17 protein-coding genes are annotated in these 20,541 nt (G+C 65.3%); 3 read left to right on the plus strand and 14 right to left on the minus strand.

From position 1 onward, the window contains the following. Positions 1-9: 9 nt before the first annotated feature. Genes DPM35_RS17020 through DPM35_RS17045 form a run of 6 tightly spaced genes read right to left on the minus strand, consistent with a single transcriptional unit; the run spans position 10 to position 7,263 of the window. Entirely contained in the window at positions 10-471 is a 462-nt protein-coding gene (locus tag DPM35_RS17020; protein WP_112128397.1) for a MarR family winged helix-turn-helix transcriptional regulator, read from the minus strand. Next, positions 468-1,052, minus strand: a complete 585-nt coding sequence (locus DPM35_RS17025; RefSeq protein WP_112128398.1) for an amino acid synthesis family protein — start codon at positions 1,050-1,052, stop codon at positions 468-470. The genes DPM35_RS17020 and DPM35_RS17025 overlap by 4 nt, the downstream gene beginning before the upstream one ends. Then, positions 1,045-1,929: a UPF0280 family protein gene (locus tag DPM35_RS17030; protein WP_112128399.1), complete on the minus strand. Its 885-nt coding sequence runs from the start codon at positions 1,927-1,929 to the stop codon at positions 1,045-1,047. The genes DPM35_RS17025 and DPM35_RS17030 overlap by 8 nt, the downstream gene beginning before the upstream one ends. Continuing rightward, positions 1,929-3,470, minus strand: a complete 1,542-nt coding sequence (locus DPM35_RS17035) for a 6-hydroxynicotinate reductase (RefSeq protein WP_112128400.1) — start codon at positions 3,468-3,470, stop codon at positions 1,929-1,931. The genes DPM35_RS17030 and DPM35_RS17035 overlap by 1 nt, the downstream gene beginning before the upstream one ends. After that, on the minus strand, positions 3,467-6,409 hold the full coding sequence (locus tag DPM35_RS17040; RefSeq protein ID WP_112128401.1) for a molybdopterin-dependent oxidoreductase: 2,943 nt from the start codon (positions 6,407-6,409) through the stop codon (positions 3,467-3,469). The genes DPM35_RS17035 and DPM35_RS17040 overlap by 4 nt, the downstream gene beginning before the upstream one ends. Then, the gene (locus DPM35_RS17045; protein WP_112128402.1) at positions 6,406-7,263 is read right to left on the minus strand and encodes an FAD binding domain-containing protein; all 858 of its coding nucleotides are present in this window, start codon (positions 7,261-7,263) and stop codon (positions 6,406-6,408) included. The genes DPM35_RS17040 and DPM35_RS17045 overlap by 4 nt, the downstream gene beginning before the upstream one ends. 310 nt (positions 7,264-7,573) lie before the next feature. On the opposite strand from DPM35_RS17045, the gene pncA reads away from it, so the two are divergent. After that, the gene (pncA, locus tag DPM35_RS17050) at positions 7,574-8,188 is read left to right on the plus strand and encodes a bifunctional nicotinamidase/pyrazinamidase (protein WP_112128403.1); all 615 of its coding nucleotides are present in this window, start codon (positions 7,574-7,576) and stop codon (positions 8,186-8,188) included. Positions 8,189-8,576: 388 nt separating this feature from the next. Next, complete coding sequence (locus DPM35_RS17055; RefSeq protein ID WP_425373383.1) at positions 8,577-9,902, plus strand: sodium:proton antiporter; 1,326 nt, start codon at positions 8,577-8,579, stop codon at positions 9,900-9,902. A gap of 241 nt (positions 9,903-10,143) precedes the next feature. Here DPM35_RS17055 and DPM35_RS17065 read toward each other — a convergent pair whose 3' ends face one another. The 8 genes from DPM35_RS17065 to gcvA all read right to left on the minus strand — a co-directional run bounded on the left by DPM35_RS17065 (position 10,144) and on the right by gcvA (position 19,148). Then, positions 10,144-10,857, minus strand: coding sequence for an ABC transporter ATP-binding protein (locus DPM35_RS17065; protein ID WP_112128405.1), 714 nt, complete (start codon positions 10,855-10,857; stop codon positions 10,144-10,146). Then, positions 10,850-11,578 (minus strand): ABC transporter ATP-binding protein, encoded by a 729-nt coding sequence (locus DPM35_RS17070; RefSeq protein WP_112128527.1) that lies wholly within the window; start codon positions 11,576-11,578, stop codon positions 10,850-10,852. The genes DPM35_RS17065 and DPM35_RS17070 overlap by 8 nt, the downstream gene beginning before the upstream one ends. Further along, positions 11,575-12,537, minus strand: coding sequence for a branched-chain amino acid ABC transporter permease (locus tag DPM35_RS17075; protein ID WP_112128406.1), 963 nt, complete (start codon positions 12,535-12,537; stop codon positions 11,575-11,577). Before DPM35_RS17075 ends, DPM35_RS17070 begins: the two co-directional genes overlap by 4 nt. Then, complete coding sequence (locus DPM35_RS17080; RefSeq protein WP_112128407.1) at positions 12,534-13,415, minus strand: branched-chain amino acid ABC transporter permease; 882 nt, start codon at positions 13,413-13,415, stop codon at positions 12,534-12,536. The genes DPM35_RS17075 and DPM35_RS17080 overlap by 4 nt, the downstream gene beginning before the upstream one ends. A 159-nt stretch (positions 13,416-13,574) precedes the next feature. Next, the gene (locus DPM35_RS17085) at positions 13,575-14,879 is read right to left on the minus strand and encodes an ABC transporter substrate-binding protein (RefSeq protein WP_112128408.1); all 1,305 of its coding nucleotides are present in this window, start codon (positions 14,877-14,879) and stop codon (positions 13,575-13,577) included. Positions 14,880-15,035: 156 nt separating this feature from the next. Continuing rightward, positions 15,036-16,484: a hypothetical protein gene (locus DPM35_RS17090; protein ID WP_112128409.1), complete on the minus strand. Its 1,449-nt coding sequence runs from the start codon at positions 16,482-16,484 to the stop codon at positions 15,036-15,038. Positions 16,485-16,667: 183 nt separating this feature from the next. Then, positions 16,668-17,972, minus strand: a complete 1,305-nt coding sequence (gene pncB, locus DPM35_RS17100; protein WP_112128410.1) for a nicotinate phosphoribosyltransferase — start codon at positions 17,970-17,972, stop codon at positions 16,668-16,670. A gap of 201 nt (positions 17,973-18,173) precedes the next feature. Further along, on the minus strand, positions 18,174-19,148 hold the full coding sequence (gcvA, locus tag DPM35_RS17105) for a transcriptional regulator GcvA (RefSeq protein WP_112128411.1): 975 nt from the start codon (positions 19,146-19,148) through the stop codon (positions 18,174-18,176). A gap of 215 nt (positions 19,149-19,363) precedes the next feature. Here gcvA and speB point away from each other — a divergent pair, with 215 nt between their 5' ends. Further along, a complete protein-coding gene (gene speB, locus DPM35_RS17110; RefSeq protein ID WP_112128412.1) occupies positions 19,364-20,419 on the plus strand; it encodes an agmatinase in 1,056 nt (351 codons plus the stop codon). Positions 20,420-20,541 lie beyond the last annotated feature (122 nt).

Below are 20,541 nucleotides of genomic sequence, written 5' to 3' on the forward strand. Positions count from 1 at the left end.
AAGCACCTTCTACGCCAGCTTCGCCAGCAGCCGCAGGAATGTCGCGGCCTCCTTGGCGGTGAGCGGCGCCAACGTCTCGTCGGTGATGGCCCGCGCAAGCGGGATCAGGCGCTCGATCGCCTCGCGGCCTGCCGGCGTCAGATTGACCAGCAGACGCCTTTTGTCGACCTCGTGCTTGGATACCTCGACAAGGCCGCGCGCCTTCAGCCGGTCGATGACGCCCTTCACGGTGGCGGCGTCCATGGCGATCAGTGTTCCCAACTGGTTCTGGGAGGTCTCGCCGATATCGTAGAGCTTGGCCAAGGCGGCGAATTGCGGCGGCGTCAGGTCGGCGATATGCGAGGCGAAGATCGAGACATGGCGCTGATGCGCCTTGCGCAGGATGAAGCCGACCTGGTCCTGCAGGTGGTAGCTGTTTTCGTCCGGCTCTTCGGCCTCGACCAGCCGCAGCAGATTGTCCTCGCCGCTCATCTGAGGCCGTCCCATGCCTTGATATCCTCGGCCGCCAGGCCGCCCATGCGGTTGTGGACGCGCGGGCCGCAGGTCATGGCAAGGCAGAACAGGATTTCGTCGGGACGCGGGCCGTCGCTGATGCCGACCTCCATGGCGTCGAAATGGCTGCGCACATAGGCGGCGTTGATGTGGCCGAGCGGCACGTCGAGCTTCGAGCCGAAAGCGCCGACCTTCTTGGCCGACGGCACGATCGCCTTGGCGTCGCCGAGGCGCTCGCGCATGGCATAGCCGCCCGGCACATGCCAAAGCGCGCCGTGCTCCAGCTCGCCGGCGGAGCCGACGATGGCGCCCTTGCCGTAGCCGTCGATCTTCTTCACGTCGCCGCCGAGCGCCGCGACAAGCCTGTCGGAAAGCAGAAGCCCAAGCGGCTTCAAATCTTCCATCGCGCCCTGCAAATCTTCGACATAGCGGCCGGCAAACGGGTTCTTGACCACGGCGAGCGCGGCGGCGCGCAGGCGCGGCTCTTTCGCCACGGGCCCGCCGTCATGGAAAATCTCTTCGGTCAGGACCGCGACCTTGCGGATCGGAAAGTCAGGCATGGGCAGTTTCCTTCGCTTGATGCTTGTTGGGCGCGGCGAGCGCCACGGAACCACTGACGCGGGCTTCGCCCGCCAGAAACAGCGCCGAAGCGGCAATCAGGCCGCGCCGGCGAAAATCTTCGGCGACGGCGAGGCCCTTGTCCAGCGCCCGGGCAACTTCGCCCGGCGAAAGCGCGCCGACGCTCTGCGTCACCAGTTGCTCTCCGAGATCGCTGTCGGGCGCCAGGTCGCGCGCCGGAACGCGCGCGATGGCAGGGTGACCGGGCAGGTCGACCGCGTTGGCAATCAGCGTTGCCGCCGCATCGGCCTCGGCGCCGGTCGGCGCGAGAACGGTGACGGCATCGGCGATGCCGAAGGAAAACGACCGGCCGCGCCAGCCGCTGGTGGCAACACCGCGCACGCCATCCTCGGCGCGGATGCCGACGCGATCGGCCATGCCATTGCCGGTACCGGCAATCGCCACCGTCATCGACTGGTCCCTGCCGAGATAGAGGGCGCAATCGCCGCCATTGTTGACGTAAGCACGGTCGAGCCTGCGGTCGGAGAGCATCGCGGCAAGAATTTCGTCGGCTACCGAACCGGCAACCGCCGCCATCGGCGTGATGAAGCATTCCGCCAGCGGCATGACGGCCGCCTCCATGCGGCGCGCCGTCGGGCCGGCGAAATCGCGCGGCGCCAGGAAGAAGGCGGGCAGGCGCAACTCGGGAAGCTCCTCGACCAGCTCGATCAGGATCGTCTGGAAGCGCGCGACAGCCTGCTCGTAGGCGGCGCGACGTTCGTCGTCAGAGCCAAAGGCTTCGACGATGAGGTCGATCGGCCCATGGTTGAGATGGAGCCGCCGGCCATCGGCCAGCCAATGCGCCTGCGGGCCGTTCATCACCCGGCACCATTCGCCGCGGCGCGCCGCAGCTGCGCCAGCGGCGGCCAGGGATTGTTGGCCGGCGCGCCGGTGCCGCGGCGCGGGTTGAGATATTCGCCGCCCTTGGCGAGGATATCCTCGACGCTGCGGATCTCGTTCTCGTAGCCGCCGAGCCGGACATAGTAGTCGCGGCGCATGGTGAACTCGATCGGCGCGACCAAAGCCGGGGTCGGCACATAGCCGAAGGCGCCTTCCGGCACCCGGGTGACGTCGACCATCAGCGTGATGCCGCCGCCCGGCCAGACATAGACCGGCGCGCCGCCCACCGTCACGTAGGTCCTCAGACCCTGAACCGAGCGGGTGAGGTTGACGGGGTTTTCGGTGACGCCGGCGCGCAGTGAACCGCCGGCGCCGCCGATGAAGAGAACGGTGCAGAGAGCCGGCTCGCAATTGTCCTCGATCAGGCCGACGGACTTTTGCAGCCGATCGGGAAATGGCTTCTGGACCGGCTTCAACGCGTCGTCCAGCTCGTAATAGGCGAACTGCTCGCCAGTGGTCGACACCATCAGCAGCGACAGGCCGGGACGCGCGCCCTTCTTGGCGTTCCAGTCGCCGAGGATCGACAGCGGATCGGAAATCGTCGTGCCGCCCCAGCCGAGGCCGGGCTCCGATACCTTGAAGTAGCGGCCGGGCGTCGAACGGCGGCCGATGATCTTTATGCCGGTGTCTTCCCAGCCCAGCACCTTGCCGGCCTGGTGCTCCGAGACGACACCGGTGATGTGGTCGTCGACCACCACCACCTCGTCGACGAGGCCGCGCCACTGCGTGGCGAACATGCCGATGGTGGCCGAACCGCAGCCGACGCGCATACGGTGTTCGACCTTGCCGTCGATAACCGGCGGTTTGCCGGCTTCGACGATAACCGTCGCGCCGCCGTCGATGGCGAGCTCGACGGGCTTGCGATTGCACAGATTGAGCAGCGCGTCGCAGGTGGCGCGGCCTTCCTGCTTGGAGCCGCCGGTGAGGTGATGGACGCCGCCAAGCGACAGCATCTGCGAGCCATATTCGCCCGTCGTCACATGGCCGATCGCCTCGCCTTGCGAGCGCACCGTCGCCGTCTCGTCGCCGATATGGCGGTCGGTGTCGATCTTCACCTTGACGCCGCAGTAGGAGAAGATGCCTTCGGTGACGACGGTGACGAGGTCGACGCCCTCGACCTCCTGGCTGACAATGAAGGGCGCCGGCTTGTAATCCGGATACGTCGTGCCGGCGCCGATCGCGGTGACGAAGCGTCGGCCGGTGTTGACGAGCTCGCCATTCCAGGCCTCGCCCTCGGCGACAAAAGGCACGACTGCGCCACCGGTCTCGGCCGCGTGGTCGAGAATGGTCAGCGGGTCCATGCGAACGATGCGGCCGCCGATATTGCCGTAGCGGTCGCAGGCGCCCGTGCGGCCGTCGGCGATGTAGCACATGACCGGACAGGCATCGCAGCGGATCTTCTCCGCCACCTGCTTCTCGCCGGGATCATGGGTTTCGAAACGTTCGGCAAGCTCGCTCATCGGCGTGCCTCCTTCTCGCGGATCGCCGCCAGGATGCGGCTCGGCGTCGCCGGCACCTTGGTGACCAGGACGCCCGTGGCGTGGCGAATGGCATTGAGGATCGCCGGCGCGGTGGGGATCAGCACATGCTCACCCAGGCCCTTGGCGCCGAACGGTCCTTCCGGGTCCGGAACCTCGACCAGAATGTGCTCGACCGGCGGCACGTCGCCGATCGTCGGGATGAGATAGTCGTGCAAATTCTCGGTGCGGCCGGGGATGTATTCCTCCATCAGCGCCATGCCGATGCCTTGCGCGATGCCGCCCTCGATCTGGCCCTCGACCAGCACCGGATTAATCGCCTTGCCGACATCGTGCGCGGCGGTGATCTTGATCAGCTTGATGGTGCCGAGCTTGAGATCGACTTCGAGCTCGGCGATCTGCGCGCCATAGCCATAGACGGCGTAGGGTTTGCCTTGCCCCTTGGCGTCGAGCGGCAGCGTCGGCGGATCGTAGGTTTCCTCGGCGACGAAGACGAGGCCGTCGGCATTGGCCTCAAGCTCGGACAGATCGATGCGCCGCGCCGCGTCGCCCTCGCGGATGGAAAGGTTCGCGCCGTCGAGCGCGATCGTCGCTTCGCCAGAGACATTGGCGTAGCGCAGGATCTTTTCGCGCAATGCGCGGCCGGCTTTTTCGGCTGCCTTGCCGGTGACAAAGGTCTGCCGCGAAGCGGATGTTTTGCCGGCATCGGGCGTGATGGCGGTGTCGGCGCTCTTCAACCGGAATCTTTCCAGCGGCAGGCCGAGCGCGTCGGCGCAAATCTGGGTGATGACCGTGTTGGAGCCCTGGCCGATATCGACGGCGCCCTGGTGCAGGACAACGTCGCCCGAGGCCGAGATGCCGACCTTGATGGTCGAGGGATTGGGCAGCGAGGTGTTGCCGCAACCATACCAGCAGGAGGCGACACCGACGCCGCGCTTGCTTGCCGTGTTGGTGGCGTTAAAAACTTCCGCCTCGGCCAGCGCGCGCGCCCAGTGCGGCTGAAGCTGCTCCAGGCATTCGCCAATGCCGACGCCCGAGTCCAGGCGCTGGCCGGTGACCGTCTCGCAGCCGTCGCGTAGGCAGTTCTTCAGGCGGAAATCGAGCCTATCCATGCCGAGCTTGCCGGCGAGCTCGTCATAGAGGGTTTCCTGCATGATGGTGGCCTGCGGCACGCCGAAGCCGCGGAAGGCGCCGGCGATCGGGCCGTTGGTGTGGATGGCGTAGCCGGTCGCGCGGTAGTTCGGCGTGGCATAGGGGCCGGAGGCGTGCACCGGCACGCGGTTCGCGACCGTCGGACCCCAGCTGGCATATGCGCCGGTGTTGAAGTCGCCCTCGAAGACCATGCCGGTGATCCGGCCTTCGGCATCGGCGCCGATCGTCGCCTTCATCTCGGCGGGGTGGCGCTTGGTGGTCGACATCATCGATTCGTTGCGCGTGTAGGCAAGTGCCGCCGGCCGCCCAGTCTTCATCGCGACGAGGCCGATGAGAGGCTGCAGCGAGACATCGAGTTTCGAGCCGAAGCCGCCGCCGGTGGCGGTCGGCACGATGCGGACCTTGTCGACCGGAAGGCCGAGCACCTTGGCCGTGTCGTCGCGGTCCATATAGGGCGCCTGGGTGCAGGCGACGACGACCAGCGTATCGCCATCCATGTAAGCATAGCCGGCTTCCGGCTCGATATAGGCGTGCTCGACGAAGGAGGTTTCGATGGAACCGGACGCTGTGACGGCTGCGCGGGCAAGCGCGCCCTCGGGATCGCCCCGCTCGACATAGCCGGAGGTCAAAAGGTTCGCCGGGCGGTGGCTGTGAATCAGCTCGGCACCTTCAGCCTTCGCCTCGTGCGGCTGCAGCACGTGCGGCAACTCGGTCCAGGCGATCGGAAAATCCGTCAGGTCGAGATCGAGGATCGCCTCGCGCTCTCCCGCCACCAGCGCCACTGCCTCGCCACGCAAGCGGGCAGTGCCTTCGGCGAGCGCAGGCTGGTCGGCAAAGGGACCAATGACGCCGAAGCAGTTCTTGCCCGGAATGTCGGCGGCGGTGAAAACACCGACAATGCCCGGGCGCGCGCTTGTCCACGCGTCGAGATCGCCGAAGCTGAAGCCGGCATGATAGTGCGGCGAGCGGACCACCAGCACCGACAAGGCGTCAGCCGGGAAGGAATCGCCGCCGAATTTCTCGGTGCCATTGACCTTCGGCAGGCCGTCGAGGCGGATCGGCGAGGCGCCGACGGCGTGGCCGGAGATCGGCATTCTACGGTCAAGGTCGAGATACAGCCCGTGAGGCTGGCGCTGCCCCTCACCCTTACCCTCTCCCCGTGAAAAACGGGGAGAGGGGGTCGCCGGCGCCGGAGCTTCTCCCTTCTCCCCGTCACTATACGGGGAGAAGGTGCCGGTAGGCGGATGAGGGGCGGCGCCATCCGTCGATGATTCGCACCGAGCGGCATCCATGACAGCCGCAATGATCTTGCGGTAGCCGGTGCAGCGGCAGAGCACGCCGCCCAGTGCGTCCTGTGTCTCGGCCTCGCTGGGTGTCGGGTTGCGCTCCAAAAGCGCGGTGGCCGCGACCAGCAGGCCGGGCGTGCAGATGCCGCATTGCGCGGCGCCATGTTCGAGGAAGGAGGTCTGGAGGGCCGAAAGCCTGCCATTGGCAAGGCCTTCGACGGTGGTCACGCAAGCGCCGGTGACGGACGCCGCCGGCACAAGGCAGGCGCAGACCGGATTGCCGTCGACCAGAACCGTGCAGGCGCCGCAATCGCCGGCGTCGCAGCCGACCTTGGTGCCGGTGAGCCGCAACTCGTCGCGCAACACCTGCGACAGGCGCCGCACCGGCGGCACGGAGACGCTGACAGCCGCGCCGTTGACTTCAAAGGCAATGTCGGCGCGTTCCATGCCGGACTGGGCCATGCCGGATTGGGCCATGTTCATGCGGCCACCTTGGCTTGGTCGAGGCCAGTTGCAGAGCGCACGGCGCGGACGACGATTTCGCGCGCCGCTTGCTCCCGGTACTCGGCGCTGCCGCGCACATCGGCGATCGGCGACAATTCATCGAACGGCGCCGACAGCACCGCGTCGGCAAGCGCCTCATCGATCGGACGCTCGCGCAGGGCCGCCTCGACGCCGGCGAGGCGGCGGGCGACTGCCGAGCAGGAGCCGACCGCGATCGCCGCTTCGGCGATCACGCCATCCTCGACCACCAGCCGCGCCGCGGCCATGGCGATCGAGATGACGAGATAACGACGGGCGCCGAGCTTGACGAAGGCCGAGGTGCCGACAGCGGAATGCTTCGGGACGCGGATGGCGGTGACCATCTCGCCCGGCTGCAAAGCCGTGCGGCGATTGCCGAGAATGAACGCCCCGAGCGGCAGATGACGGGTGGCTTTCGCCGAACGCAGCTCGACATCGGCGTCGAGCGTCAATAGGGCGGGCACGCCGTCGGCGGCGGGCGAGGCGTTGCAGAGATTGCCGGCGACCGAGGCGACATTCTGTATCTGTACGGAACCCACCTCGCGCGCGGCGGCCTTCAGCGAGTCGAATGCCGACGGCAGCTTGTGGCGGACGATATCGGTCCAGGTGGTGCGGGCGCCAATGCGCCAATGCTCGCCGGTCTCGGCGATGCCGCGCAGTTCCGCTAGACCATTAATGTCGAGGATGTTGTCGCGGAAAGGTTTCGCGCCCTGCGCTGGATAGAAATCCGTGCCGCCGGCGAGAATGCGCCAGCGATCCTCGCCAAGCAGAGCGAGCGCCTCGTCGACCGTGGTGGGTTTCGCGTAACGGATCACGCTCTGCCTTCCAGAACCTTCCCAGAAACGGACCATTCCCACTTGGCCCTCCCAAAGCATCTGGCTTCGGGCTTTCTGCCGGTTTCACACCGGTCAAATTCATTCGTATGCAAATGATATCAGGCGGACTGGAATTGTCAAAGCAAGAGTTCGTGCCGCCGCGGCGGCGTGCCGGCCTGAACGCAATTGTTATGGCCTTGGAGGTTGACGGCGCCGGCCATCTGGTCAAGGTTCCGTGTCCGGTCGCGTCAGCGGCTTTTGGACTGGAGCCTCAAGCCGATACGAGGGGGCCCAAACGAGAGGGAACCGCATGGCCGACGAAGCGCTCATCGTCATCGACCTGCAGAACGATTTTTGCCCCGGCGGCGCGCTGGCGGTTGCCGGCGGCGACGAGATCGTGCCTTTGGTCAACGACCTGATCCGGCGGACCGACCATGTAATCCTGACGCAGGACTGGCACCCCGCCGGACATTCGAGCTTCGCCTCCAGCCATCCGGGCAAACAGCCCTTCGAAACCATAGAGATGCCCTATGGGCCGCAGACCTTGTGGCCGGATCATTGCATCCAGGGCAGCCTCGGTTCCGATTTCCATTCCGGGCTCGCCTGGACCAAGGCCGAGTTGGTGATCCGCAAAGGATTCCGCACCGCGATCGACTCCTATTCGGCGTTCTTCGAGAACGACCACACCACGCCAACCGGCCTTGGCGGCTACCTGAAGGAACGCGGCATCGACACGATCACGCTGGTTGGGCTCGCCACCGATTTCTGCGTGGCCTTTTCGGCGCTCGACGCGGTGAAGCAGGGTTTCAGGACGACGGTTAGGCTCGACGCCTGCCGCGGCATCGACCTCAACGGCTCGGTCGAGGCGATGCTGAAGCGCATGCGCGACGCCGGCGTGACGCTTGAAGACCATTCGGCGGACTGACCGGATTGTGGGGAAGGGCCCCCTCACCCGGATTGCCGACCGAATTGCGAAATGCAATTCGGGGCAATCCGACCTCTCCCCGAGGGGAGAGGAGATGGCTAGTTTGCAGCGCCGGAATGCGGGTTCCCCCTTCCCCCCTTGTGGGGGAAGGTGTCGCCGAAGGCGACGGATGAGGGGTGTTCCAGGGAAAGCCAGCGTCTCGCTCCGCTGGAGCACCCCTCATCCGTCTCGGCGCTACGCGCCGATCCACCTTCTCCCACAAGGGGAGAAGGGGAAGGCGCGCGGCGGCCGGTCGAAGGGGTTTGTCTCATTCGCTTTGCTTGCCATCGCGGTGCTGTTCCCAGCGCAGGCGCTCGCCGCCGAAATCCACGAACTGCCCGGTGCCGCCATGTCGTTCTGGTGGGCGCTCCCCTTTGCCGGCCTGCTGTTGTCGATCGCGACGGGGCCACTGCTTTTCCCGCATCTTTGGGAACATCACTACGGCAAGATTGCCGCTGGCTGGGCGGCGCTGGTGGTCATCCCGCTGGCAGTCGCCTTCGGCATCGCGACCGCGGGCGAAGCGGTGCTGCACACGCTGCTGACCGAATACATGTCCTTCATCATCCTGTTGTTCGCGCTCTACACGATCTCGGGCGGCATCCTGCTTGCCGGCAACATCCATGGCACCCCACTCGTCAATGCCGGGCTGCTTTTGATCGGCGCGCTGCTCGCCTCGGTCATCGGCACGACCGGCGCCTCGATGATCCTGATCCGGCCGATGCTGCGCGCCAACGACAACCGGCCGTTCAATGCGCATGTGGTGATCTTCTTCATCTTCCTGGTCTCCAACATCGGCGGCTCGCTGACGCCGCTCGGCGATCCGCCCTTGTTCGTCGGCTTCCTGCGCGGCGTCGATTTCTTCTGGACGACGGTGCACATCCTGCCCGACACGCTTTTCGTCGGTGGCCTGGTGTTGGCTATCTTTCTCGCGATCGACATCTTCCTGCATCGCCGCGAGGCCGGCATGCCCAAGATCAAGGATCCGACACCCGACACAAAGGTGCGCCTGCGCGGGCTGGCCAACCTGCCGTTGCTCGCCGGCGTGATCGGCGCGATCCTGCTTTCGGCGAGCTGGAAGCCGGGTGTAAGCATCCCGATCCTCGGCGTCGGCCTCGAATTGCAGAACCTGGTGCGCGACGCCATCATCCTGACGCTCGCCTTCCTGTCCTTAAAAGTCTCGTACAAGAGCCACCGCGAAGCGAACGGCTTCACCTGGGGGCCGATCGCCGAGGTGGCGAAATTGTTTGCCGGCATCTTCATCTGCATCGTGCCGGTCATCGCCATTCTCAGGGCCGGTCACGACGGCGCGCTGGCGCCGCTGGTGGCACTGGTCACATCCGCCGACGGTCAGCCCAACGACCTCGCCTATTTCTGGCTGACCGGGGCACTGTCTTCCTTCCTCGACAACGCGCCGACCTATCTGGTGTTCTTCGAGCTTGCCGGCGGCGACGCCCAGCACCTGATGACCGAGGCCGCCTCGACGCTTGCGGCGATCTCGGCCGGCGCCGTGTTCATGGGCGCCAACACCTATATCGGCAACGCGCCCAACTTCATGGTCTTCGCCATCGCCAGGCACCGCGGCTTCAAGATGCCGGGCTTCTTCGGCTACATGGCTTGGTCGGGCCTGGTGCTGATCCCGACTTTTTTGATCGCGGGGTTTCTCTTTTTTCGATGAGCTGAGCTACTCAATTTTCTACCGTCGGCGCCGCCCCTCATCTGGCTGCCGCCATCTTCTCCCCGTGAGCGGGGAGAAGGGGCTGTCATGGCCGATTTCGCCAATTTTCAACGTTGCAGAATGAGCGCCGAGGCCCGCGGCCAGCATCTTTCTCCCCGTTTACGGGGAGAAATGCCCGGCAGGGCAATGAGGGGCGGCGCGACGGGTCGGATGCCTTGGCTCGGATGGCGAATCGAGCGCTCTATCCCACCCCAACATATCTTCGCACCGCCGACGGGTCGGCGCGCAGCGCCTCGACATCGACCGTCTCGCGGTTGCGGCCGTTCTCGATAAAGGAGACCCGGTCGGCAACCGACAGCACGGCGTCGACGCGCTGCTCGACCAGGATGGTCGAGACGCCGAGCTCACGCAGCTTGGCCACCGTCTCCCGGATCCTAGCAAGCATCGACGGCATCAGCCCTTCGGTCGGCTCGTCGAGCAGCAGCACCTGGGGTTCGAGGCAGAGCGCGCGCGCCATGGCCAGCATCTGCTGCTCGCCACCGGAGAGCGTGCCGGAACGCTGCTTCAGCCGTTCGCGCAGCAGCGGGAAGAGATCGAGGACGTTGTCGCGCGTCTCTTTGCCCTTGCCGCGCGCCATCAGGCCGATCTCGATGTTTTCCGCCACGCTCATCTCGGCGAACAGGCGCCGGCCCTGCGGCACATAGGCGACGCCGGCCTTCGGCACGTCATGCGCGGCGAGCCCGGTCAGTTCCTTGCCGTCCAGCTTGATCGAGCCGGCCGCCGCAGGCACCAGGCCCATGATCGCCTTCAGCGTCGTCGTCTTGCCGGCGCCATTGCGGCCGAACAGGCACAGCACCTCGCCCTTGTTGAGGACGAGGTCGAGACCGTAGAGCACCTGCACTTCGCCATAGTAGCAGTCGAGGCCCGCAACGGTGAGCAATCCCGTATCAGCCATGGGTCGCTCCGAGATAGGCGTCCTGGACTTGCGTGTTGGCGCGGATCTCGCCCGGCGTGCCTTCGGCGAGGATCCTTCCCGAATTGAAGACGGTGATACGGTCGGCGAGTCCCATGACGACCGGCATGTTGTGCTCGATCAGAAGAACCGTTGCGTCCCTGGCGATCCCGCGCACCAGCGTGATGAAATTGTCGATCTCGCTGTCGGCCAGGCCCTGTGTCGGCTCATCGAGGATTAGCAGGCGCGGCTTCAGCGCCAGGCCCATCGCCACTTCGAGCAGACGCTGATGGCCGTAGGAAAGATGCGCGGCCAGCGTGCCGGCGCGGTCGGCAAGGCCGGTGCGTTCGAGCGCCGCCATCACGCCGGTCCTGACCTGCCCCTTGGTGCGGCCGTCCGTCAGCGTGCGTTGCACCGGCAGCGCGACATTGTCGAAGACCGTGAGGTTGGCGAAGACGCTGGTGATCTGGAACGTGTAGGCGACGCCGAGCCTGACCCGTTGGTAGGCCGGCATGGCGGTGATGTCGACGCCGTCGAAGACAACGGCACCCGATGATGGCCGGATGCGGCCGCTGAGCAGGCTGACGAAAGTCGTCTTGCCGGCACCGTTCGGGCCGATGACGGCGCGAATCTCGCCCGGCATCAGCGCGAAGTCGACGCCGTCGACGGCGCGCAGCCCGCCGAACTGGCGAGACAGGCCCTTGGTGGTGAGCAGCGGCGTCATGGCAGCCATCCCAGCCAGCGCTGGCGAATGCTGCCCATGATGCCCTTCGGGGCAAACAGGACGAGCAGGATGAGCGCGACGCCGACGATCAGCAGATAAGCGGAGGTGAAGCCGCTGGTGATGTCGGTGACATAATACATGAACAGCGTGCCGATGAGCGGCCCGAGCGTGGTCGCAGCACCCCCGAGCAGCACCCAGAGCAGCGGCAGGATCGAATACTGGATCGACGCGAAATTCGAGCCGACATAGCCGAACAGCAAGGCATAGGCCGCACCGGAAGCCGCGCAGATGGCGCCGGAGGCGACGACGGCGGCAAGCTTGTTGGCGACCGTGTCATAACCGAGCATCTTTGTCCGCTCCTCATTCTCGCGGATGGCGACCAGCACGCGGCCGAAGCGAGAGCGGACCACGGCAAGTGTGACGAGCAGCACGATCGCGAACAGCGACAGCGCGCTCATGTAGCGCACGATCGGATCGGTCAGATCGAACGAAGCGCCGCCGATCGAAAACACCCGCGATGCCTGCTGGATGACCAGGCCCTGGTCGCCGCCGGTCCAGGCGGCGAAATAGAGAATGAGCAGATAGAAGACCTGGGCGAACATCATGGTGACGATCATGAAGGCCACGCCCGAGGTGCGCAGCGCCAGCAGGCCGACGACCAAAGCGAGCAGCGCGCCGCAAATGACGCCGGCAAGGAAGGCTTCCGGCACACCCCAGCCGAGGTGGTAGACGGTCAGGCCCGCGCCGTAGAGGCCGGCCGAGAAGAACATGGCGTGGCCGAGGCTGAGCAGGCCGACATAGCCGAAGAGCAGGTTGTAGCCCATGGCGAAGACCGCCAGCGCCATGATGCGGGCAAACAGGCCCTGATGGTAATCCGGCAGGACGAAGTTCAGCGCGAACAGGAGCGCGATGACGCCGATATGCAGGGCGTAGGTCTTTGCCGGCGAAGCATCCCTCATCGCGGCGCGGTTCCGAACAGGCCTTGCGGGCGGAACACCAGCACCATGGCGACCACCAGCGTGGCGATGATCTTGGCGAGCGTCGGCGAGAAGAACATCGAGATGATGCCGTCGGAGAGGCCGATCAGGACAGCCGCGACGACGGTGCCGCGCAGCGAGCCCAAGCCGCCGATGATGACGACGATGAAGGACAGAAGCAGCGGGTCCTGCCCCATCAAATAATGTGCCTGGCTGATCGGCACGATCAGCACCGCGGCGATCGCGGCCAGCATGGCGCCGACCGCGAAAACGCCGGCATAGACGCGCTCGACCGGGATACCGAAGGCCTGCGCCGTCTCGCGGTCATATTGCGTGGCGCGCATGATCATGCCGATCTTCGTGCGGGTCAGCACAAGCCAGGTGATGACGAGCAAAATGGCCGAAGCGGCGACCACCGACAGCTTGTAACCGGAATAGCCGAACCACGGCAGAAGGATACGATAGCTGAAGGGCGGCTCAACCGGGCGCGCCTCGGGGCCATAGAAGGTCAGCGCCAGTTGCTGGATGATGTAGAGCATGCCGATGGTGGCGACGATGGTGCTTTCGGGGTTGTAGTTCAGCCGCCGCAACACCAGCCATTCGGCGAGAAACGCGACCAGCCCGACGAGCAAAGGCGCGATCACCAGCGCTGCCGCGAAGCCGATCGCCGGATGGCCGGAAATCGCCGTCGAGATCGCCCAGGCGAGCACCGCGCCCAGCATGAAGAATTCGCCATGGGCGACATTGACGATGCGCATGACGCCGAACACCAGCGACAGGCCAAGCGCCGTCAGCGCCAGCACGGCGGAGGTGACGAGGCCTTCGAGGGCGGCGAGGAGAAGGTGGGGTCCGAAATGCATTCAGGGCGCCCTTGCCCTCCCCTCGTGGGGAGGGTGACCGCGTAGCGGTCGGGTGGGGGGTGGGGCAAGGGCCATCGCGGCCCCCTTCCCGTCTCACTGGCTTCGCGAAATGCGAAGCCAGTTCGCCGACCCTCCCTACAAAGGGGGAGGGTAAGGCGCCTACAGCGCCTGCGTCGTGTAATCGCCTTCCGGCTCGTAGAGGCCGTCCTCGATCTTGGTCTTGTGGACGACCTTGAGCTTGCCGCCTTCGACCTTCGAGATGTTCTGAATACCAAAACACTGGTGGATCTTGCCGTTGAAGGTTTTCGGGCCCTGCGGATGCTCCGGCCCTTCGGCGAATTCCTTCAGCGCCTCGGTCGCCTCGACCAGCTTGGCGCGGTCTTCGGGTCCCTTGTAGCCGGCATCTTCCATCGCCTTCTTGACGACATAGAGCGTTTCCCAGCAGCCGAACATGTGCGAGGCGGTGGAGACGTCCTTGGGATCGCCTACGGCGGCGCCGTTGTCATCGATGCCGACGGCGGCGCGGTAGGCTTTTTGCGCGGCGGAATCGTCGGGCTGCGCGTAGCGCGGCGAACCCTCCCAGAAATGGCTGCCGTCGAGGAATTCGAGGCCCGGGCTGTTGATGTCGGTAGCCTCGAGCGAATCCATGAAGCCGAAGAGCTGCGGTCGCTGCGAACCGTAGAACTCGCCGAGCTCCTTCACGAAGGTGAGCACGGCCGGGCCGACCATGACGTGGTAAATCACCTCGGTCTCGGCCGGGATCTGCGGGAAGTATTTTGTGAAGGAGCTTTCCGTCGGCGGGATGGCGATCTGGGCGATGACGTCGGCGCCTTGCGCCTTCAGCGCCGGCGGCAGGTAGTCACGATGGTCGTAGCCGAAGGCGAAGTCGGGGAAGATCTGCGTCACCTTCTTGCCAGCGTTCGCCGCGATCCACGGCGCCATCGACTGGATCTGGCTCTTCACGTCGGTGATGCCGGGCTGGAAGACGTAGCGGTTGAGTTTGGTGGAGGCGACGTGATGGCCTTCGCTGACCACGAAATAGGGGATCTTGTTCTCGCCGGCGGCCGGCGCCGAGCCGATCACGACATGCGAGAACAAGGTGCCGAAGACGATGTCGGTCTTGTGCTGCTTGGCGAATTTGTTGACAACCTCGGCGCCGCGCGCCGGATCTGTGCCGTCGTCCTCGATGACCAATTCGACCTTGCGGCCGGCGATGCCGCCAGCGTCGTTGATCGCCTTGACGGCGGCGGCGCTCGTCTTCTCGTACCAGCGGCCATAGGCGGCGCCGATGCCGGTGCGGTGGGACTGGAAACCTATTCTGATCGGCGCCGAGCTCTGCGCCTGGCTGTAGCGGACGAAGCCGGGCGCCAGCGCCAGGCCCGCCCCGGCGGCAATGCCCTTCAGCGCGGTGCGGCGCGAAAGCGTCGTCTTGGAGAGGTCGAAAAATCCGTTCTTGTCAGCCATGTCCGTTCCCCTGTTTTTTCAGTCTTGACCAGCGATAAGGCGGCTAATCCATCCCGTTCCGAAGGATGGAAAAATTGCATGTGTACAAACTAAATCACCAAAGCTTTGGCCTGGCAAGCGAGCTTTACCCGACGGCATTATTGGCACGCTCTTGTGTCATCCGGCGGTCGGCGTGGCAAGCAACCAAAGGCCGAAGATCGTGTAGGCGATCATAAGCAATGTAAGCGGCAATTGACTGAGCGTTGCGCGCGACGGCTGTTTGTGGAGACGCCAAGCAAGGCCATGGGCGACAAGCACCGCCAGCACATGGCCGGCGATGATGACGCCGGCCTGCACGTTCCACAGCCACCAGGCCGACCGTGCGCCGGCGACGACCCCCGCTTCGACCATCCTATTGGCGGTGCCGAACAGGTTCCAGCCTAGTGCGAAGGGATCGGAGAGGGCGACCAGCGCGTACTGACCGTCGACCAGAAGCACGGCAAGGTAATGCGCGATGTGATAGGCGAGCGCGATCGGCACGATCGACCAGACCAGCAAGCCGGCGTTGGCGCCGAAAGAGCGGTGGTCGCCGACGAGGCGTTGGCCGAGGAGGACGGCAAGCGCGAACACAGCCGCCAGCAAGACGAAGGTGAGCACGAGGCCAAAGCTGCCGATGCCGACAAGCGCGGTGCGGCCGGGATATTCCAGCGGATTGACGCCGAACAGGCCGAGCCAGAAGAAGCTCTTCGACAAGCCGTCGAAGGACACCGACGACAGCGCCAGCAGGAGGAAGGCCGTGCCGCCCGGCGGCAGCGGCTCGGCGGCGAGCAGCTTGGCGCCCGGCCAGCAAAGGGAGAGGCGGCCGTCATGGCGCTCGACAGGCGCGAAGCAGGCGACCATGGAGAAGAAGACCGTGAGGAATTCGCCACGCTTGCTCCAGGCGTCGTAGCCGAAGACAAGCATGGCGATGAAGCTCGCCAGCCAGTAGAGGCCGGCGGCAAGGGCGAGGCGGGCCGGATCGTCAGGCGCGGGATCGATCAGCTCGAACCCGGCAAAGGCGAAGAACAGCACGAAGGCCGGCCAGTAGCCGAGCCAGTCGGGCAGGCGCGATCGCGTTGCATCGTCCGCACGAAGGCCGAAGACGCGAGAGGCGACACGCCACGGTCCGTACCATGGGTTGAGCCACGCCCAGAGGTCGCCGAGCACGCCCTGCAGCAGGGTGAAGCCGGCCCAGAGCAGCGTCCAGACCACCAGGGGGAGCGGGTTGGATAGCGGGTCGCGGCTGCCGAGAAGGCCGGCGGCGACGAGAAGTGCGAAGCCGGCAAAGGAAATCAGGCTGACGAGGGTGCGTAGGTGGTCGCCGAAGGTGAGCAGGCTCAGGCGCCGGCGCCAGAAATTGTCGAGGGCGGCGGATGGCAGCAGCGCCACGGCGAGGAAGCTGACGGCGACGGCCAGCGCGCCGCCGGCGATATAGTAGCCAGTCGGGAGAAGCAGCACGTGGCCGCGGTCGGAGGCGTGGGCAAAGGCAGGAGTGGGGAGAAGCGAGGCAAATGCAGCTGCGATTACCCCGAGGAGATTAACTCCAGCGTCGCGATCCTTCACACCCCCCTCTGTCCTGCCGGACATCTCCCCCGCAAGGGGGGAGATCGGATGTCGCCCCGGCTTTCGCCAACTTTCGACTTCGCAGAAAGAGGCGGGATGTCCGAAGCTGCCAATCTCCCCCCTTGTGGGGGAGATGTCCGGCAGGACAGAGGGGGGCGCGAAGGAACTCGGCTTATGCAGGAATTCCATTCGTCCAGGCCTTAAGCCTCACACCTTCACCAGCTGCTCCACCCTTCCCTTCTCGCCAAAGATCCGCAGATACCGCTTGATCTCCTTCTCATCCCCCGTCGCCTTGGCCGGGTTGTCCGACAGCTTCACCGCCGGTCGCCCATTGGCTTCCGTCACCTTGCAGACCAGCGAGATGGCGTCGAGGCTGTCCGTCTCCGTCGGGGCGCAGCCTTCGAAATCATTGGTGAGGTTGGTGCCCCAGCCGAAGGACATGCGCACCTTGCCGCGGAAATGCCTGTAGGTCTCCTCGATGGTCTCGACTTCCAGACCGTCGGAGAAGATCAGCAGCTTCTGCTTGGGGTCCTTGCCCTTCTTGCGCCACCAGTCGATTATTTTTTCGCCGCCCTCGATCGGTGGCGCGCTGTCTGGGCGGAAGCCGGTCCAGTCGGCGACCCAGTCCGGCGCATCGCGCAGGAAGGAGTCGGTGCCGAAGGCGTCGGGCAGCACGATCAGGAGGTTGCCGCCATAATAGCGCTGCCAGTCCTGCAGCACCTTGTAGGGCGACTGCCGCAGTTCCTCCTCGGAATTGGCGAGCGCCGCGAAGACCATCGGCAATTCATGCGCGTTGGTGCCCAAAGCCTCGAGGTCGTTGTCCATGGCCAGAAGCACGTTGGAGGTGCCGGTGAAGGCATCGCCGATGCCCTCCTTCAGCGCCTCGACACACCAGCGCTGCCACAGGAAGGAATGGCGACGCCTTGTGCCGAAGTCGGAAATGCGGATGCCCGGCAGCGCCTTCAGCCGCTCGGTCTTGGCCCACATCTTGGCCTTTGCACGGGCATAGAGCACGTCGAGCGCGAACGGGCCGAAGGAGCGCATCGCCGCTCGCGAGCGCAGCTCGTTGATGATGGCCAAAGCCGGGATTTCCCAAAGCGTCGTGTACATCCAGGGGCCGGGGAAGGAGAGCACGTACTGGCCGTCGCGCCTGGAAAGCTCGTAGTCGGGCAAGCGGAAATCCTCGAGCCATGCCAGGAATTCCGGCTCGAAGATCTGCTTGCGGCCGTAGAAGGTGTTGCCGCCCAGCCAGATCATCTCCTTCTTGGAGAAACGCAATGTACGGGCATGGTCGAGCTGCTCGCGCAGTTCCCCTTCATCGATCTCATCGGCCAGGCGCACCGAGGTGGTGCGGTTGATCAAGGTGAAGGTGGCATCGACCTTGGGATACATGCCCCAGATCATCTGCAGCATCAGAAGCTTGTAGAAGTCGGTGTCCAGCAGGCTGCGGACGATCGGGTCCAGCTTCCAGGTGTGGTTGTAGACGCGCCTCGCTATATCGGTCTTTGCCATGCTTCCTCACCCCAAGAAGCAGAACCCACTCAAACGCGGGCGTCACGCTTCAAGTCCTTGTTCGAGCAATTCCGAATGGGAGACCGTCGCGCGGTTCTCCTGGAATTGCCTCAGCCAACTTGCCTCTTAGCATTGTATTTTCGAACGCGCTCCCCGCTTTGCAAGCTGGCCCGACAAAAAGCGGCTATGCAAGTCCAGCCGTCAGGATGTGGCCCTGGCGCCGATCACCTTCAGCGCGGGGCGTTTCCTGCGGCTCGGCACGCGCCCGGCCACGGGGGCATCGGCGCGGCCCTCGTCCTGCTCCTTCTCGGCGAACAGCCAGTCGATGAACAGCTGGACGATCGGCGCCGAGCGCATCTCGTTGCGGCAGACGACGTAGAAATCGTCGACTGCCGGCACCGACAGGGTGAAGGGCGCGACCAGCATGCCCCTGGCCAGCAAGGCGCGCGCGGTCACCGAGTCGCCGAGCGCAACGCCGTGCCCATGCACGGCGGCCTCCGTCGCCATGCGCGCATCGCCCAGACGATGGCGGCGGCCGCGCTCGAGATCGAGCGCGTCGGCGGCGGCCAGCCAGGTGTGCCATTCGCGGCCATCGTCGCCATGCAGGAACACATGATCGGCGAGGTCGCGGACGCTGCGGATCGGCCGATTGTTGATCAGCGTCGGGCTGACCACGGGAAACAGCTCCAGCCCGGACCATTTGCGTATCCAGCAGTCACTCCAGCCGCCGTCGCCATAATGCACGCAGACGTCGATGTCCGCGGCGCGGATGTCCTTGGGATCGTTGGACGGGATCAGCGTCAGCTGGATGTCGGGATATTGCGCCGTGAAGGAGCCGAGCCGCGGCGTCATCCAGAGCAGCAGCAGCGCCGGCACGCAGGAGACCGACAGCGCGCCGGCGCTTGCCGGCCGCGTCATGCGCTGGGTGGCGGCGGCGATGCCTTCAAAGGCGGCCGAGACCGCCGGCAGGAATTCCGCGCCATGCGGCGTCAGCTTCACACGCTGCCCGCTGCGCTCGAAGAGCTTCACGCCGAGCGATTGCTCGAGCGCCTTGATCTGGTGGCTGACGGCGCCATGCGTGACATTGAGCTCACCCGCCGCCTTGGTCAGCGAGGCGTGGCGCGCCGTCGCCTCGAAGGCGCGCAGCGGGTTCAGAGGCGGCAGGCGCTTGGCCATGGGAGCTCCCTAGTTTGTGAGATTTTCTCACAACCAAGACCCTAACAATATCAATTGATTTTTCAATGCGGCTGCTCGACACTTTTGCCCGGAACAGCTTCAAGAGACGTGGAACCCGCAGCGCGGCCGGCGGGCAACGATCCAGCCTGGCAACTGGCCGGCTTGGCAAATCGTCCATGCGGACAGCGCTGCAGGCAAGCAGAGGAGGACCGGACATGGGTTACGATCGCGGCAAGCTCGAAGCGTTGCGCCGCAAATATGGCGAGAGCCATGGCGGCGAGATGTTCGATCCGAAATTCCGCAAGGTGGCCGACAAGATATTCAACAAGTCGGGCACGCGCCTTGCCCCCTATTCCGGCATCCCGACCTTCCTCGCCGCGCCCTACCGCGAGATCGCCGCCGAAAACCCGGATTTCGGCGACCTGCAGGTGGCGATGATCGGCGTGCCGATGGATCTCGGCGTCACCAACCGCCCCGGCTCGCGCTTCGGGCCGCGAGCGCTGCGCGCCATCGAGCGCATCGGCCCCTACAACCACGTGCTGGAATGTGCGCCGACGCATGAGCTGCGCGTCGCCGACATCGGCGACACGCCGTTCCGAAGCCGCTATCGACTGGAAATCAGCCACGAGGATATCGAAAAGCGCACCAACCAGATCGTCGATGCCGGCGTGCTGCCGCTTTCGGTCGGCGGCGACCATTCGATCAGCCATCCGATCCTGAAGGCGGTGGGCAAGAAGGCCCCGGTCGGCATGATCCATATCGACGCCCATTGCGACACCAGCGGGCTGTTCGACATGACCAAGTTCCACCATGGCGGACCGTTCCGCAACGCGGTGCTGGACGGGGTGCTCGACCCCTCGCGCACGATCCAGATCGGCATCCGCGGCTCGGCCGAATATCTGTGGGAGTTCACCTACGAGTCCGGCATGACGGTCGTGCATGCCGAGGAAGTGACCGGCCTCGGCATTCCAGCCATTGTCGAAAAGGCGCGCAAGATTGTCGGCGACGGCCCGACCTACATCTCCTTCGACGTCGACAGCATCGACCCGGCCTTCGCGCCGGGCACCGGCACGCCGGAAGTCGGCGGGCTGACGACGCGCGAGGTGCTCGAATTGCTGCGCGGCCTGAAGGGCCTCAACATCGTCGGCGGCGACGTCGTCGAGGTGGCGCCGCAATACGACGCGACCACCAACACCGCCCATGTCGGTGCGCAGGTGCTGTTCGAGATCTTGAGCCTCATGGTGTTCAGCCCGGCGATCAAGAAAGGCTGAGCCCTCTTAAATTCACGCAATTCCGGACGGAAAACCGCGTCACACTTTTCCTGGAATTGCTTAGCCAATACGGCCGCCGCGCTGGAGCCGGCGGCCGGACGCAACAAACAAGCTTCCAGCAG

Origin of the sequence: Mesorhizobium atlanticum, assembly GCF_003289965.1 — a bacterium.
In the GTDB taxonomy this organism is placed as follows: Bacteria; Pseudomonadota; Alphaproteobacteria; order Rhizobiales; family Rhizobiaceae; genus Mesorhizobium; species Mesorhizobium atlanticum.